We start from the raw sequence: 16,992 nt of genomic DNA on the forward strand, positions 1-16,992 counted from the left end.
CCGACATCCTCGACCGCCGCAAATTCCTGATTGCTGTCCAGCTTCTGCTCGCGTCTGTCAGCATCTCGCTGATGGTTCTGTCCCAGACGGGCATGCTGTCCGTCAGTGCATTGATCGGCCTGACCTTCCTTGGTGGCATCGGTGCGGCGCTGATGGGGCCGACCTGGCAGGCGATCGTGCCGGAACTTGTGAAGCGTGAGGACGTGAAGAGTGCTGTCGCTCTCAACTCCCTTGGAATCAACATCGCCCGTTCCATCGGACCAGCGGCTGGCGGCCTGCTTCTCGCTGCCTTCGGAGCCGGGATCACCTATGGCGCGGACGTTGCCAGCTATATCTTCGTGATTGCCGCTCTCGTCTGGTGGCCTCGCGCGAAAAACGCCAATGATGCGCTGCAGGAGAACTTCTTCGGTGCCTTCCGCGCAGGCCTTCGCTACACCCGCTCCAGCAGGCCATTGCATGTCGTGCTGCTGCGGGCCGCGATCTTCTTTGCCTTTGCCAGCGCCGTCTGGGCTTTGCTTCCACTTGTTGCCCGTCAATTGCTCGGTGGTGACGCCAGCTTCTACGGCATTCTGCTGGGTGCGGTGGGTGCCGGCGCAATCGGTGGGGCGCTGTTCATGCCGAAATTGCGTGAACGCCTGAGTTCAGATGGCCTGTTGCTTGGCGCAGCGATTATCACCGCCATCGTCATGGCCGTCCTGTCGCTCGCTCCGCCAAAGATCGTCGCCATCGTTGCCCTTCTCTTCCTTGGTGGTGCCTGGATCACCGCGCTGACGACACTGAATGGCGCGGCGCAGGCAGTGCTCCCGAACTGGGTGCGTGGTCGTGGTCTTGCTGTTTATCTGACCGTCTTCAACGGCGCCATGACGGCCGGCAGCCTGGGCTGGGGTGCCGTCGGTACGGCTGTCGGCATCCAGACGACCCTGCTTATCGGTGCTGCAGGGTTGCTGGTCGCAGGCTTCATCATGCACCGCATCAAGCTTCCCGCAGGCGATGCCGACATGGTGCCGTCCAACCATTGGCCCGAGCCGCTCGTTGCCGAACCCGTTGCCCATGATCGTGGTCCTGTCCTGATCCTGATCGAATACAAGGTCGAGAAACAGCATCGCGCCGCATTCCTGCATGCCATTGATCATCTCGCCAGCGAACGCCGCCGTGATGGTGCCTATGGATGGGGTGTCACCGAAGACAGTGCCGATCCGGAAAAGATCGTCGAATGGTTCATGGTGGAATCCTGGGCCGAGCATCTTCGCCAGCACAAACGGGTCTCCAATGCCGACGCCGACCTGCAGGGCAAGGTTCTGACTTATCATGTCGGCCCCGAAAAGCCCGTCGTTCGTCACTTCCTGACGATCAATCGGCCAGGTGCTGCATAATGACGACAGCACCAGAACAAAAATCAGGGCGGCTTCGGCCGCCCTTTCCATTATGTCGCTTGGCGCAATGAATTCGAAGCGATTGATGCAATTGTCGGACTGCGCGTCTGCAGGCAAAACTTGGGTCCTTCGCGAGACAGCACATCGCGGTACCAGACGTCAAATAAGAGAACAGCGATGAAAACTCCCTCTCTACCTACCCTCCTGAGCTTCAATGGAGGTTACGTCGATACCCTCGGCTTCCTGTCGCTCTCCAGCCTGTTCACCGCGCATGTCACGGGCAATTTCGTGACGCTTGGCGCAACTATGGCGCATGGTCTGGATGGCGCGTGGTCAAAACTCCTGGCACTGCCGGTGTCCTGCCTGGTCGTCTTTGCCTCACGGCTGGTCTACCTGAAACTTCAGAGTCAAAATCGTTCGCCGATCCGTCCGATGCTGGTGGTCAAGCTTTTGCTGTTTGTCGGCGTTCGATCGTTTCGCCTTCTATATCAAATCCGGTGTGCATATTCTCGGCTATCTGTTACCTGGCCCTAAAGGCGAAACGACGCCGGGACAACGGCGTTACAACCGGGTTTGGTACCGCCCCATCAATGAAGCCGGGTTGGCAAGCACCCTGACCGATCGTGACGGAACAGCCTATCCTTATTCACTCTCGCGCGGCACCATGGCAACAAGCCGGGTCGAAACCTTGCATGCGGACGCTGCGGCTGTGCTGCCCAGACCGTTCGCGCTCGCCGTTCAGGCAGAGAATACGCCGTCGATCCAGGCAATCTATGACTACGCAGCTGATCGCATGGTGGGTCAATCCGTAGCGCTCGTCGGAGACGCGGCCTTTGTTGCCCGCCCCCATACCGCGATGGGAGTTTCCAAGGCGGCCGCAGATGCAGTTTCCCTGCAACGAAACGTGGTGCGGGCGGGCTCACTTCGGGAGGGGTTAGCAGCGTATCAGTCGGAGCGGACGTTCATCGACGAGCAAACCGTTGCATATGGGAAACGACTTGGTGGCTCGGCTCTTTAGAAACCGGGCACTTGCCCCCTCCGAAATCAACGCACTCACTTTTCCGTGTCTAATTAGCGAGGATAGGTCGTTATGACGGAAATACCCTTCCCGTTCAGGGTAAGTAGTACCGATAATCCTGTCGATATTGCCGGATGGTTATGTTGACGGACATTTTGGTGGACGAGCATGGGGCCTGACAGTCAAGCGGTCGGACGATGGCAAACGGACCTGGCTCTACGGCGAGGAGCTTGGCGGAACAGATATCGTCAGCTTCAACCTCTATCGATTGGCTGGATCGGGATCGATACCGAAGCCATGCGAAATGTCCTCCGCCAAGGTCATCGAATTCGTTCTCGGTTTCGAACCCGCCGCCGAGAAAGCGGCGCCTCGCTGATGGTGGCTAAAAAATGAGCATGCATTTCATGTCGCATTGCAACATACGCATGGCTGCACTGCAATCTGAGCGCTGGCGATTGGGGCAGCCTCTGGTATCTTGAGGTCATCGAAGCGGTGCACCTCCTCCCGCAGAGCTTCGTGTTTCAGGCGACCCACTCCTCCTCCCAAGGGGAGCCTGACGGAACGGCGGCACTCCTCCTCCCAGCCGTTGTTCAAATCTTTCGAAAAGCCTGCCGCACCTCCTCCCGCGGCAGGCTTTTTCGTTTTCCGATGCGACCAAGTTTGAGTCGAGGCGTTACAGCAGACTGCCCTGTTCCACCGGCTCTCCGGATTTCGAGACGATGAAACCGGAAGTACAGACCGCGTGGACACTTACTTCAGCTGGAAACCGGTGGCGGCGATAACGGGGATCACGAACGGCTTGGATCATGCCGCAAGGTCGCACAGCTCCATCGCTGGCCCATTAACTTTACGGTGCCGTTTTGTAAGCAGTTTTTCGTCGCCTGTGCTGTAGGGTTGTATTATCCCGCGTTTCATGCCAGTCAAATAACGAAAGCGCAGAACGGGTTGGCCGTGTTGTGGGATTTTCCTACTCGCGGCATTCTGTGTGCATAGGGGTGGGGTAATGTATAAGCAACGTCTTGATAAGTCAGACTTTTCGCTCGGGCTTCGAGTCAGGCCGGCATTTTTCCTGACATTTCTGACTTTGATCTGGCTGATCGTCCTGTGGCCGGCAACGGCGGCTCAGGCAGCGTGCACCTCCCCACAGACGGCAACTATAATCTCGGGCGGAACAGCAACCTTTAGCTGTGCGGATTTCGGCTTCATTTCGCCGGCCAACGCAACCCCCTCCCACGGCAGCTTGACCTTCGGAATGCCGTCCAACATCTCGGCGCTCATCTACACCAACAATGGTGACGGCGCGACATCCGACACGTTCATCGTCAAGGATGATTTCGCAACGCCGATTACATTCAACGTCACGATCAATCCGTCGCCCTCCCCGCTGACGGTCGTACCCTCGATTGTTGCGACGCCGGCGATCGGCGTGTCCTATAGTCAGGCGCTCAACACGAGTGGCGGAACCGGCCCCTATACCTATTCGCTTGTGGCAGGCAGCAACCTGCCGCCCGGCCTCACCCTTTCCCCTTCCGGTGTCATCTCCGGTACGCCGACCGGCTCGGGTCCCTACAACTTTACCGTCCGCGTGGTCGATTCGACGACGCCGACGGCCATTACACGCGACAAGGCCTACAGCGCCGTGATCGCTGCGCCCGCCATCGACGTGATGCCGGACAGCCCGCCGGACGGCGGTGTCGGCACGGCCTATAGCGTCCAGTTCTCGGCAAGCGGCGGCACCCCGGGCTACACTTATACCCGCGACAGCGGCAGCCTGCCGGCAGGCTTGAGTCTTTCAAGCAGCGGCCTGCTGTCCGGAACGCCATCGGCGACCGGCAGTTCGACCTTCAAGCTGAAGGTCCAGGACAGCACCACCATCTCGACCGGCGGCGTGTACTTCATCGCGCAGGACGTCACCGTCACCATCAATGCCTTCCCGCCCGTGGTGGTGACGCCCTCCAGCGGCGCGTTGGCATCGGGCACAGTGGGTGGCGCCTACTCGACCACCATTTCGGCAACGGGCGGTGTGGGGGCGATCACCTATGCGGTGACAGCAGGGAGTCTTCCCGCTGGCCTGACCTTCAATGCGTCGACAGGCTCCATTACTGGCATCCCAGTTGCCGGAGCCTTCGGTACGACGAGTTTCACGGTGACTGCAACGGCGGCGACGGCCGGTTCGGCCAGCGCCAATTATTCAATTGCGGTTGCGGCTTCCCCCGTGGTGCTGACGCCGACGACCGGAACGGTCCTGACTGCCGGCGTGGTCGGCTCGGCTTACTCGAACACGTCCATTTCGGCGACGGGCGGTGTCGGAACGATCACCTATGCGGTGACGGCCGGCGCGCTACCGGCGGGGCTCAGTCTCAACACATCGACGGGTGCAATAACGGGTACGCCGACAGCCGGAGCGTTTGGAACGACGAACTTCACGGTGACGGCAACGGCCGCAACGACCGGATCGACTGCCGCCAGCTATTCGATCACGATTGCGGCTCCGTCCGTGGTGATGACGCCCGCCAGCGGCGCGTTGGCATCGGGCACAGGCGGCATCGCCTACTCGACAACCATTTCGGCGACGGGCGGCGTGGGGACGATCACCTATGCGGTGACGGCCGGCGCGCTGCCGCCAGGCCTCACGCTCAACACATCGACCGGCGTGATCAGCGGCGTACCGACGGCCACCGGCACGTTCAACAGCAGCATCACAGCGACGGCTGCGACAAGTGGCTCGGCCGTGAACACCTATTCGATCATGGTCACAGGGCCGCCACTGAACCTGTCGCCAGCGACCGGCACCGCATTGACGAGCGGCATAGTGGGCTCTGCCTATTCGGACACCTCGGTCTCGGCGAGCGCTCCCGTGGGCGCGGTTATATTCCTCGGGAGTGGGCTTCCTGATGGCTTGACCATGAACACCACGACGGGCGCGATCATCGGTACGCCAACGGCGAGCGCCTTCGGCACGACGACCATCGGCGTGGATGTACAGTCGGTTCTTTTTGGCAACGTCGAGCAGGCCACCTACACGATCACAATTGCGTCGCCGCCGGTGGTGCTGACGCCAGTGACCGGAACTGCGCTTTCGGCCGGCACGGTCGGCGCTTCCTATTCGAATACTTCGATTTCGGCGAGCGGCGGTGTCGGCGCGATGAGCTACGCCGTGACGGCCGGTGCGCTTCCCGATGGCCTCGCCCTGAACAGCACGACCGGCGCGATTACCGGCACGCCGACGGCGGCCGGATTCGGCACGACGAACTTCACTGTGACGGCCACGGCCGCGACCGCCGGGTCGGCTTCGGCCAGCTACACGCTGGAGGTCGATGCACCGCCGGTGGTGCTGACGCCGGCGAGCGGTGCCCTGACGGACGGTACGGTGGGGACGGCCTATGCGGCGGCGACGATCTCGGCGAGCGGCGGGCAGGGCGCCTTCACCTATACGGTCACCGCCGGCGCGCTCCCATCCGGGCTTGGCCTCAACGTATCGAGCGGCGCAATCACCGGCACTCCGACGGCCGCGGCCCTCGGCACGTCCAATTTCACGGTGACGGCAACGGCGGCGACGGCGGGTTCCAGCGCGAACAGCTATTCACTCACGGTGGTTTCCCCGCCGATGGTGCTGACCCCGGCATCCGGCACGGCGCTTTCGGCCGGTACGGTCGGTGCCGCCTATTCGGATGCGTCAATCTCGGCCAGCGGCGGTGTCGGAACGATCAGTTATGCTGTGACGGCCGGGGGCCTTCCCGCTGGCCTGAGCATCAATCCATCGACGGGCGCTATTACTGGTACTCCAACCGCCGGAGCCTTCGGTGCAGCGAGTTTTACGGTGACGGCAACAGCGGCAACGGTCGGTTCGGTCTCGGCGAGCTACACGATTGCCGTGGGAGGAACCGCGGTCGTTCTGACACCGGTGACGGGAGCTGCGCTTTCGGCCGGCACGGTGGGCATTGCCTATTCGAACACATCGATTTCGGCGGGCGGGGGCGTGGGGACGATTAGCTATGCTGTGACAGGCGGCACGCTTCCGGCAGGACTGAGCCTGAATACATCGTCGGGTGCAATCACCGGCACGCCAACGGCTGGCGCGCTCGGCACGTCGAACTTCACGGTCACGGCGACCGCGGCGATCAGCGGTTCGGCTTCGGCGAGCTATTCGATTGCGGTGGCCGGACCAACGGTCGTTCTGACGCCAGTAACGGGGACCGCTTTGACGGCCGGCACCGTTGGCGTCGCTTATTCGGATACGTCGATCTCGGCGGGCGGCGGCGTGGGGACGATCAGCTATGCCGTGACGAGCGGTGCGCTTCCCGCAGGGCTGGGCCTCAATGCCTCGACGGGTGCGATCACGGGCACACCGGCCGCCGGAGCCTTCGGTACTGCGACGTTCACGGTGACGGCGACGGCTGCGACCGCGGGGTCGGCTTCGGCGAGCTATTCGATCGCCGTGGGAGCGCCACCGGTCGTGCTGACACCGGCAACCGGCACGGCGCTTTCGACCGGTACGGTCGGTATGGTCTATTCGGACACCTCGATTTCGGCGACAGGCGGCGTGGGGACGATCGGCTATGCCGTGACGGGCGGGGCACTTCCTGCGGGTCTGAGCATGAACGCATCGACCGGGGCAATCACGGGCACACCGGCCGCCGGAGCCTTCGGTGCTGCGACGTTCACGGTGACGGCGACGGCTGCGACATCGGGTTCCGCGGCGGTGAGCTACACGATTACCGTGCGCGGCTCGGCTGTAGTGCTGACGCCGGCAACCGGCACGACGCTTTCGGCCGGCACGGTGGGTGCCGTCTATTCGGACACCTCGATTTCGGCGACAGGCGGCGTGGGGACGATCGGTTATGCGGTGACAGCCGGGGCACTTCCCGCAGGGCTGAGCCTCAATGCCTCGACGGGTGCGATCACCGGTACGCCAACGACCGCAGCACTCGGAAAGGCGACCTTCACGGTAACGGCAACGGCTGCAACCAGCGGCATCGGCTCGGCCAGCTACACGATTACGGTGCGCGGCTCGGCCGTGGTGCTGATACCGGCCACGGGCACGGCGCTTTCGGCGGGCACTGCCGGTAAATCCTACTCGGACACATCGATCTCCGCAAGCGGCGGCGTTGGCGGGATTCGCTATGCGGTGACGAGCGGTGCGCTTCCGGCCGGCCTGAGGCTCAATGCATCGACGGGTGCGATCAGCGGCACGCCAACGTCCGGTGCATTCGGTACGGTGACCTTCACGGTGACGGCGGCAGCGGCAACGGCCGGTTCGACGGCTGCGAGCTACACGATCACGATCAATGCATCGGCGGTGGTGCTGAAACCGGGAACGGGAACGGCGCTTTCGGCTGGCACGGCAGGCGTTGCCTATGCGAACGCATCGATCTCGGCAAGCGGGGGCGTGGGCGTGATCAGCTATGCGGTGACGGCCGGTACGCTTCCGGCGGGCGTAAGCCTCAATGCCGCGACGGCCGCGATCACCGGCACACCCACGGCAAGCGGTGATTTCTCCTTCACCGTTACGGCGACGGATACTGTCGGCACGAGCGGCTCGGCTGGCTATTCGCTGAAGATCAAGCCGCCCGAGGTGACATTCGTCTTCAACCCGTCAGGTGGCGCGTTGGATGAGGCGATGGCAGGCGAAGACTATAGCCAGTCGATCACCGCAAAGGGCGGAACGGGGCCGCTGATCTACAGCGTCGTTTCGGGCAGCTTGCCGAAAGGCCTGGTGTTGAACATCTCGACCGGCGAACTCACCGGCCCGCTTTCCGTCGATGCTGGCGGCACGCATAGTTTTACCATTCAGGTGCGTGACGGTACTGGCGCTACCGGCAAGGCGACGTTCACGTTGCGTGTGAAGCGGCAGGTGGCCACGGTTGTCGACCTCATCGTGGAGGTTCCGGCTGGCGGGACGCCTGCGAACGTGTACCTCAACCGGGGTGCGACGGGCGGTCCGTTCACGGGGGCTGAGCTTGCCTTTGTCGAGCCGGCCAATGCGGGCACGGCGACGATCATTCGCGGCGAGGTGGCGGCAGTTGGCGTTGCCGCAGCCCCTGCCGGCTGGTATTTGCAATACAAGCCCGATCCCGCCTATTCCGGCGAGGTGCGGGTCGGCTACAGGCTGATCAGCGCGCTCGGTGCGTCCAATACCGGGGTCGTCACCTACCGGGTGGCGCTTGATGCGGACAGGGTCGCCGAGGACATCGATGCGTTGGTACGCGGCTTTGTCGAGACGCGGCAGAACATGATCTCCTCGGCCATCAAGGTTCCGGGACTTCTGGAGCGCCGGCAGATGGAGGCGGCGACCGATTCGGTCACTGCGCGCATGATGCCGTCGGAAGAGGGTATGACGGCTAGCGCTTCCACCAGCCTGCGGCAGATGGAGGCGGCGCGCGACAATGCCGACGGTGTGAGTGCGGTCGCGTCCTCACCATTCAACATCTGGATCGACGGTACTTTCCTGGTGCACAACAGGGATGACAATGATGGGCGCTGGGGCAGCTTTGCGATGATCAATGCCGGCACCGACTATCTCCTGACGGAAAAGGCGCTTGTGGGTCTGTCTTTCCACTATGACCGGATGAGCGACCCGAGCGATGCGGATGCAGAACTGACCGGCAACGGCTGGCTTGCAGGTCCCTATGCCTCGTTCGAGATCGCCCGCAACATCTTCTGGAACGGCAGCCTGCGTTACGGAGGCTCATCCAACGAGATCGACACGGCGTTCTGGGACGGCACATTCGACACGACACGCTGGATGGCCGACACCTCACTTGAGGGGCAATGGAATATCGACAAAGCGACGACCTTCACGCCGAAGCTACGTATTCTGTATTTCTCCGAAAGCGTTGACGACTACACGGTCCGAAACGATGCCGGGGGGAAGGTGGATATCGAGGGGTTCGACGAGGAGCAGTTTCGTGTCAGTCTGGGCGCGGAGATCGCACGGTCATTCACGCTGGAAAACGGCACGCAGGTGACACCGAAGCTGGGCGTGACGGGCGGCTTCTCGGGCCTCGACGGGTCGGGCGCCTTCGGCTCGCTGACGGCCGGCGTTTCGGTGCAGACTGCGGACCTGTGGATGCTGGACTTGAGCCTGCTGCTCAACATCGCCGACGGCGACGAGACATCCGCGGGCGGCCGCGTACGGGCTGCAAAGCAATTTTGAGGAGCGCAATCCGTTTTGGCAGGATGAGAAAGAAGCGGCCGCTGGCGTTGCTTTACTCTAACACGACATCGGCAGATTCGAAGGGCTGAACGGTAGCTATGCCTCGTTGCTGCAACGAAGTCGTCAGTTCGTTAACGGCTCTGATCGGCCATCGTGGCCAGCCGATGCCACTGTTGGAACAGATACAGTGACAGCGCCAATGGTTCGTATTGATAAAATTTTCTTTCGCTTCGAGGCCGCTTACAGGCGTATCCTCAGCTCTTGAGCATTCACTTCCGATCGGCCATGTGGTCATGGCCGATCGGAAGGGTCGCAGTTTGGATCAGACGATCGACCGAACAACGCCGCCATCGACGCGCAGCGCTGCCCCGCTTGTTCCGGAAGCCTGTTCCGAACAGACGTAGACGACCATGTTCGCGACTTCGCCGGTCGTGGTGAACCGGTTGATGAGAGTCGTTGGCCGCATCGTCTTCAGGAAGTTCTGCTCGGCCTCGTCCTGCGTGATGCCTTGCTCGCTCGCCGTCGCGGCCATCCAGTTGCCCAGGATCTCGGAGCGGGTCGGGCCCGGCAGGACCGAGTTGACGATCACCCCGGTCCCGCCGACGAGTTCGGCAAGACCGCGGGACACGGTGTCAATGCCGCGTGAATTTTCCCCAGAAGCGCCGAGGTAAAATTCCTCACTTATGCCGATGTTGACGACATGGAGAACTGAGGATTTTTCGGCGGCCGTCCGCGCGGTTTTTGTGGTGGGGCGAATGCTGGTGGTGCGATGAGGGCTTTTGAATGGACGTGCTCCGGCATGAGTTCGGCGTGCTGTCGGAGCCGGTAACTGGATCCTTCGATCTGGACGACGACGGCATGATGAAGAAGTCTGTCGAACAGCGCGGTCGCGACGACGGGATCGCCAAAAACATCTCCCCATTCTGCGAAGCCACGGTTTGACGTCAGGATCATTGCTCCGCGTTCATATCGCGCGTTTACGAGCTGGAAGAACAAATTGCCGCCGCCCTGAACGACCGGCAGGTAGCCAATCTCGTCGACGATCAGCAGGCTCGACCTGCAGAAGAACCGAATGCGCTCGTGAAGCCGACCCTCCCGTTCGGAACGAGCAAGTGAACCGATCAGGTCGGCGAGCGTGGTGAAGTACACGCTTTTTCCCGTTCCAGGTGGGCCGAGGAAGTGAACCACTTCGTGCCGGTCGACGAACCCGAGCTGCGCCAGCGTAAAGATGCGATCTCGGTCGAGAGACGGTTGGAAGGTAAAGTCGAAGCCGACGAGCGTCTTGATCGTTGCCAGCCTGCCCATTCTCAGGACGGTCTTGATGCGGCTGTTCTCGCGTAACGTCAGTTCCTCCGACAGGAGGATATCGATGGCCTCAAGTGCAGATAGCTCACCGTGCTCGAGGCGACGCACGACATGAGCGAGCGCTTCCAGTGCGTGCGGCATCTTCAGACCGACGAGATCATGACGGATACGATCGATCATGGAGGGAACGGCATCCAGGGTTGCGCTCATGGTCGGTTCTCCTGTGCCAGGTATACCGGAATGGTCGCTCGACCTTGCCCGTCGTTTTGGCGCGATAGGGTTTGCATGCTTTGGGATGGAACCCACAGTGGCGTGCCAGGTCGATGAGGGCGCGATTGTAGACGATGCCTTCCGTCTGGCCTTCGCGGATCACGGCGGTCTTCATCCGGTCGTAGAGCACCTCCTTGGAAGCGCCGCCAAGAGCATTGAAGGCCGCAATATGGCAACGCAGGACGGTCGGCAGGTTCTGATGCATGACGAAGCGCGCCCATATGAGGCGGCTGTGCCCCAACACCATCGAAAACAGCCATACGATCCTCGGCGTCATTGGCTCGTCGGTGAAGACGACGTGGAACTGGGCGAAATCGACTTCCGCCTGCTCGCCGGGCGGCGTCTCGAAGCGAACCTCGAAGCCCTGATTTGTCGGAGGTCGCACATCGCGGAGAAAATCGGTCACGGCTGTGTAGCCGCCCGTATAGCCCCGCTCCCGCAGCTCTCGCAGCAATCGACTGCCGGTCAGGCCTGGGTAGGTCTTCACCCGTTCCCGCAGGTGGAAAGCGAACGGATCAATGACCGTCGCACGCGGCTTTCGTGGGCCATAGGCTGGAGCCTCAAGACCCCGTTCGGTATATTTGCGCACCGTCTTGCGGTCGATGCCCGTTTCTCTGGAAATGGCCGACACCGTCAGGCCCTGCTGATGCAAATCCAGGATCATGATCGTCTCCCTCAGCTTGATCACCAAAATCCCCCTTCAGACCATCGGAAGGAGTATCGGCGATGACACGCCGCCGGTCTTCCGGGGCGCGCCCCGGAAGACCGGCAACCGCAGCACCTGGGGAAGATTCAAACGGCACTATTGGGGAGTGTTGCTCCGGTACTGACACGGGCGGCCATCGTGGACAAGCTCATCAGAGCGTTTTCGCCTCCGCCGGCGTTCGCGCGTCAAAGCTTCACATTTGATCGAGGTACCGAGTTTGCCGGGTTCAGGGCTCTGGAAGAAGGGATCGGTGCGTGCAGCTGGTTTTGCGACCCAAGTGCACCTTGGCAAAAAGGCACCGTTGAGGACACTAACAAGCGCATCCGACGCTACCTACCGGGTACCACAAACCCGGTAGTTGTGTCTCAACGTGACCTTCTATACCTGGCACGCCATATCAACGATCAACCGCGCAAATGCCTTGGGTACAAGACGCCAGCCGAGGTTTTTATGGCGCATTTGCACGACGATAGGTGATCCCTTATCATGCAAGGCAGGCATGATGCACTTTGGTTAGCTTCTCCATAGGGCTCAAAAGCGACTTTTCGTACAAGTCTCCATACAATCATGCCCCCGCAACCAACAAAACTTCTAAATTCGAACACTCCAAATCTTTGCTGCCAAGCTCCTCGCCATAACAGGCCAGGAGCTTTTTGCGTTGCGCATCCGTGTCGAGCTCGCCGGAAGCGATAGCTGTCGAGCTTACACGTCTCGACCATGCTCCCGATGAAAGAGCATCAGGATGGCCAGGAAGATCACGATGCCGCCGATTACGACTGCAAGGCGGATCGGTTCGCCGAACAGGGCCAGACCGAAGACCAGCGCCAGCGGCAAACGGATGAAATCGACCACGACAAGAAGCGAGGCGTCGGCGAGTTTCATCGCGCGGGCAAAGGCGAGCTGTGCCATCAGTCCGCCGACACCCTGAAAGGCCATGAGAGACACGGCGTAAAACGATGGTGTTTGCCAGACCGGGAGTGCAATCAGCAGGGCAACAGGGACGGTGATGATGAGATTGAGCCAGGCGATGCGCAGGGGATCCTCGCGGCCTGCCGAGACCTTCATCAGAAGCGCTACCGCCGCCAGTCCGATCGCGCCGGCAAGAGCCCATGCAGCGCCGGCGTTTAACGTGGCCGCTCCCGGCTGCAGCACGATCACGACGCCGGCGAAACCGAGCACCAGCGCAGCAACACGGGCAGCGTAGAATTTTTCGCCAAGGAGGAACACCGATCCCAGCATCACGAACAGCGGCATGGTGAAAGCAATGGCGGTCGCAGAAGCGAGCGGCATCTGCGTGACCGCCATGAAGCCGGCCACCAGTGCTAGGAGCTTGATCACCGCGCGAACCGCGTGCACCCAGAAGAAGCTGTTGGTGTCGCTGTAAAGCTGGCTGCGCGGGAAGATCGCATAGATGGCGATCAGGCTGAACAGATTGCGAAAGAAGACGATGCCGAGCGGATGTATTTCGCCGGCAATCAGTCGGACGATGACGCCGTCCATGGCGGCAACGAAAGAATTTCCGGCCATGAACAATGCGCCCGCGATGATGGCGGGCATGGCGTAGGATTTCATGCAGGCAGCGGCACGGGAGCGGCCTCCCATTTCGGCCGTGGTGTCGCGTTCATCAGTTGGCGTGTATAGGCATGCTGCGGATTGCGGAAGATTTCGCCCGTCTTTGCATGTTCAACGATTTCACCATTTTTCATGACAATGATGCGATCCGCGAAATGGCGCACGATCGGTAGGTCATGCGTGATGAAGATATAGGCGAGGCCGAGGCGGTCGCGGAGTTGGGCCAGAAGATCGATCACCTGCACCTGCACGGAAACGTCGAGTGCCGACACCGCCTCGTCGCAGACGATCAATTCCGGGTCGCAGGCAAGCGCCCGGGCAATTGCGATGCGCTGTCTCTGGCCGCCGGAAAACTGGTGCGGATAGCGGTCGGCATGTTCCGGTTTAAGGCCGACCAGGCCGAGCAGTTCGACAACGCGGTCGTACCAGCGCGGCTTGTCGAGGATGTCCTTGTGGATACGCCACGGTTCGGAGACGATGTCGAAAATGGTCATGCGCGGGTTCATGGAGCTGTAGGGATCCTGGAACACCATCTGCACCTTGCGGCGAAAGGCGAGCAGTTCCTTTGCATCCATCTTGAAGATGTCGCGTCCGTGAAACAGGGCTTCGCCATTCGATACGTCGTTGAGGCGCAGGAGAACGCGCGCGACGGTGGATTTTCCCGAACCGCTCTCGCCGACAATGCCGATGGTTTCACCCTTCGCCACCGTGAAGCTCAAATCCTTCACCGCATGCAATGGGGTGGATTTGGAAAAAAGGCCGGACGAAATTCCGTAATATTTGTCGAGATTCCTGACTTCGAGGATCGGCTTGCCGATAACGGCCGTCGAACGACGATCGGAGCCATCGACGCCATCCGCATGCGGCAGGGCATTGATCAGCGTCCTGGTGTAGCTGTGCTGCGGGTTTTCGAAAACCGCCCGCGCCTGACCTTCCTCGACGATGCGGCCGGACTTCATGACGATCACCCGGTCGGCCATCGACGCGGCCACCTCGAGATCATGGGTGATCATGATGATCGCCAGCCCGTCCTCGGCCTGAAGCTTTTTCATGAGTTCGAGAATCTGTGCCTGCACACTGACATCGAGCGCGGTCGTCGGCTCGTCGGCAATCAGGATTTCCGGGCGTAGCGCAATCGCCATGCCGATCATTATACGCTGGCGCTGGCCGCCGGAGAACTGGTGCGGATATTGGTCGATGCGTTTTTCCGGTTCGGGAATGCCGACACGGCCGAGGATCTCGATCGCCCTGGCTCGCGCCGCTGCACCTGTCGCCACGCCATGGGCGGAAAAGACTTCGGCGAGCTGCCAGCCGATCGTGTAGACCGGATTGAGATGCGACAACGGATCCTGGAAGATCATGGCGATCTTCTTGCCGTTGAGGTCGCGTCGCTCCTCGACGCCGCAATCGTCTAGGTTCTTGCCGCGATAGGTGATGGTTCCCGAACAGATGTCGCCCGGCGGCGTGTCGATCAGGCCCATGATGGCGCTGGCGCTCACCGATTTTCCAGAGCCGGATTCTCCCAGGATGACGAGTGTCTCGCCGGCATCCACATGGAAGCTCACGCCGTTGGTGGCGCGGAACGCACCGCCAAGCGAGAGGAAGTCCACGGTCAGGTCCTTGACCTCAAGCAGATGTGCCGATGGCAGATGGGGCGCGGTCATGTGCGTTTCTCCGAAATTCCTTTTTTCGAGCGGGCAAGCTCGATGCGCCAGCGCTGCTGCGGATCAGCATAGGTGCGCCACCAGTTGGAGAGAATATTGAGCGACAGGGTGGTGAGCAGAATGGCAAGGCCCGGCCAGAAGGCGATCCACCAGGCATTGGACAGATAGCCGCGGCCTGTCGCCACCATGGCCCCCCAGGTAAATTCCGGCGCCTGGATGCCGAGGCCAAGGAAGCTCAGCGAGGATTCAGCCAGGACGACGGTGGCAAAGTCGATGGCGCCGATGGTGACGAGGGTCGGGAGGACGATCGGCGCGATATGGCGGAAAACGATCCGCATATGGCCGGCTCCAAGCGCCATCGCAGCGCTGACGAACATGCGCTCGCGCACTTCGAGCACTTCGGCGCGGGTCGTGCGCAGATAGATCGGAATGCGCGTGATTGCCAATACGATGATGAGGTTGGTGACCGAGGGGCCGAGACTGAACAGGACGATCAGCGCCAGAAGCAACGACGGGAAGCTCATGACGATATCGGCGACGCGCATGATGATGTTGCTGAGCATCCCGCGCGAATAGCCAGCGATCAGGCCGAGAAAGCCGCCAATCAGCATGGAGAAGAACACGGCGAAAAGCGCGATGCCGAGCGTGTTCTGGGCGCCGACGATCAGGCGGGCCAGCAGGCTGCGGCCGAGCGTGTCGGCGCCCAGCACATAGATCCAGCCCTGGGAGAGACTGAAGGGCGCCATGTTGCGCGCGCGGAAATTCGGCTTGTCGATCAGATCGCCCATCAGCCACGGGCCGACGACCGCACAGATGACCACAAGCGCCAGGAAGATCACGGCGGCCAGCGCCAGCCTGTTGCGGGCAACCAGCCGAAGAACCTGGAAGCGTCCGGCGTTTTTCTGCTTGGTGTCGGCAGGAATGGTCATCGCTGGCATACTCATTTCGATTGAAACCTGATGCGGGGGTCGAGCCTGGCATAAAGAAGGTCGATCAGGATGTTGAGAACGAAGATTGCAATGGCGGTGATGAGAACGGTGGCCTGGATCAGGGCGAAGTCGCGCCGGACGATGGCGTCGATCATCAGCTTGCCGATGCCCGGCCATCCGAAAATGGATTCGACCACGACCGCGCCGTTGACGAGGCTGGCCGCGAGGTCGCCGGCAACCGTGATGACCGGCAGCAGCGAGTTGCGGAGCGCATGGCGGAAGATGATCTGCGAACGCTGGACCCCCTTGGCGCGCGCCGTCTTCACATAGGGCGAGGCAAGCGCGCTGATCATCGTGCCGCGCACCACTTGAACCAGAAGGCCGAAGGGGCGCAGGGTCAGTACGAAGACCGGCATGATCCAGTGGAGCGGCGTGCCCGTTCCGGAGGTGGGCAGGATGCCGAGGCCGACGGAGAAGATGAGGATCGCGACGATGGCGACCCAGAAGTCGGGAGCGCTCGCGCCGGCAAGCGATGCCGTGCTGGCGATCCTGTCGAACAGGCTGTCCGGCTTTGCCGCTGCCAGCGAACCGACGATGACGGCGAAGGCGAGCGCCAGCGACATGGCAATAACGGCGAGCTTCAGCGTCTGCGGGAAGGCTTGGAGCGCCACGTCCATTGCCGGACGGTTGCGGCTCAATGCCGTACCGAAATCGAGATTGGCGACACCGAGCAGATAGCGGCCGAACTGGACATAGATCGGATCGTTGAAGCCATTGGCTTCGGAAAAGGCCTGTCGCTGCGCTTCCGAGGAATCCAGCGGAAGATAGAGATAGGCCGGATCGCCCGTCAGGCGGGACAGGAAAAAGACGAGCACGAGCAGACCGATCACTGCGATCAGGCTCTGTACCGAGCGTCTCAGGATAAAGCCGAACACTGCCGTTTCCTTCCAAGGCAAAAAGAATAGGCACGGCGGAACGACCGCCGTGCCTTGGGCAAGG

The 16,992-nt window shown here is 61.4% G+C and carries 8 protein-coding genes and 5 pseudogenes; 6 read left to right on the forward strand and 7 right to left on the reverse strand.

Going from position 1 to position 16,992, the window contains the following annotated elements; translation table 11 throughout:
- The 5 genes and pseudogenes from VL202_RS04735 to VL202_RS04755 form a co-directional block, all read left to right on the forward strand.
- Nucleotides 1-1,373 (forward strand): MFS transporter (locus VL202_RS04735; RefSeq protein WP_325463014.1); only part of this gene is annotated, 1,373 nt, incomplete at its 5' end.
- A 177-nt stretch (nt 1,374-1,550) separates the two neighbouring features.
- Nucleotides 1,551-1,862, forward strand: a pseudogene (locus tag VL202_RS04740) (DUF1275 family protein); the annotation flags it as partial.
- A gap of 10 nt (nt 1,863-1,872) precedes the next feature.
- A complete protein-coding gene (locus tag VL202_RS04745; RefSeq protein ID WP_414692804.1) occupies nt 1,873-2,391 on the forward strand; it encodes an FAD-dependent monooxygenase in 519 nt (172 codons plus the stop codon).
- Nucleotides 2,392-2,509: 118 nt separating this feature from the next.
- Nucleotides 2,510-2,767: pseudogene (locus VL202_RS04750) on the forward strand (hypothetical protein); the annotation flags it as partial.
- Between the two features lie 876 nt (nt 2,768-3,643).
- Nucleotides 3,644-9,547: a putative Ig domain-containing protein gene (locus tag VL202_RS04755; RefSeq protein ID WP_325463016.1), complete on the forward strand. Its 5,904-nt coding sequence runs from the start codon at nt 3,644-3,646 to the stop codon at nt 9,545-9,547.
- Between the two features lie 322 nt (nt 9,548-9,869).
- On the opposite strand, the pseudogene VL202_RS04760 reads toward VL202_RS04755, so the two are convergent.
- The 3 genes and pseudogenes from VL202_RS04760 to istA all read right to left on the reverse strand — a co-directional run.
- Nucleotides 9,870-10,175 (reverse strand): annotated as a pseudogene (locus VL202_RS04760) (SDR family oxidoreductase); the annotation flags it as partial.
- Between the two features lie 53 nt (nt 10,176-10,228).
- Nucleotides 10,229-11,062, reverse strand: coding sequence for an ATP-binding protein (locus VL202_RS04765; RefSeq protein ID WP_325463017.1), 834 nt, complete (start codon nt 11,060-11,062; stop codon nt 10,229-10,231).
- Between the two features lie 22 nt (nt 11,063-11,084).
- Nucleotides 11,085-11,810 (reverse strand): annotated as a pseudogene (gene istA / locus VL202_RS04770) (IS21 family transposase); the annotation flags it as partial.
- 153 nt (nt 11,811-11,963) lie between these two features.
- Here istA and VL202_RS04775 point away from each other — a divergent pair.
- Nucleotides 11,964-12,305: pseudogene (locus VL202_RS04775) on the forward strand (IS30 family transposase); the annotation flags it as partial.
- A gap of 225 nt (nt 12,306-12,530) precedes the next feature.
- Here the strand turns inward: VL202_RS04775 and VL202_RS04780 are convergent.
- From VL202_RS04780 to VL202_RS04795, 4 genes are read right to left on the reverse strand one after another with little or no spacing between them, the layout of a single operon-like run.
- Nucleotides 12,531-13,400 (reverse strand): DMT family transporter, encoded by an 870-nt coding sequence (locus tag VL202_RS04780; protein ID WP_325463018.1) that lies wholly within the window; start codon nt 13,398-13,400, stop codon nt 12,531-12,533.
- Entirely contained in the window at nt 13,397-15,049 is a 1,653-nt protein-coding gene (locus tag VL202_RS04785; RefSeq protein ID WP_414692805.1) for an ABC transporter ATP-binding protein, read from the reverse strand. The genes VL202_RS04780 and VL202_RS04785 overlap by 4 nt, the downstream gene beginning before the upstream one ends.
- 11 nt (nt 15,050-15,060) lie before the next feature.
- Nucleotides 15,061-16,008 (reverse strand): ABC transporter permease, encoded by a 948-nt coding sequence (locus VL202_RS04790; protein ID WP_325463020.1) that lies wholly within the window; start codon nt 16,006-16,008, stop codon nt 15,061-15,063.
- Complete coding sequence (locus VL202_RS04795) at nt 16,005-16,928, reverse strand: ABC transporter permease (protein ID WP_325463021.1); 924 nt, start codon at nt 16,926-16,928, stop codon at nt 16,005-16,007. The genes VL202_RS04790 and VL202_RS04795 overlap by 4 nt, the downstream gene beginning before the upstream one ends.
- Between the last annotated feature and the right edge of the window lie 64 nt (nt 16,929-16,992).

Origin of the sequence: Pararhizobium sp. (assembly GCF_035497515.1) — a bacterium.
GTDB lineage: Bacteria > Pseudomonadota > Alphaproteobacteria > Rhizobiales > Rhizobiaceae > Pararhizobium.

What these genes read in the sequence shown, in the direction of transcription:
- VL202_RS04755 (WP_325463016.1), top strand. Translation starts at nt 3,644, where the DNA reads ATGCCGTCCAACATCTCGGCGCTCATCTACACCAACAATGGTGACGGC.
- VL202_RS04780 (WP_325463018.1), bottom strand. Translation starts at nt 13,400, where the DNA reads ATGAAATCCTACGCCATGCCCGCCATCATCGCGGGCGCATTGTTCATG.
- VL202_RS04790 (WP_325463020.1), bottom strand. Translation starts at nt 16,008, where the DNA reads ATGAGTATGCCAGCGATGACCATTCCTGCCGACACCAAGCAGAAAAAC.
- VL202_RS04765 (WP_325463017.1), bottom strand. Translation starts at nt 11,062, where the DNA reads ATGAGCGCAACCCTGGATGCCGTTCCCTCCATGATCGATCGTATCCGT.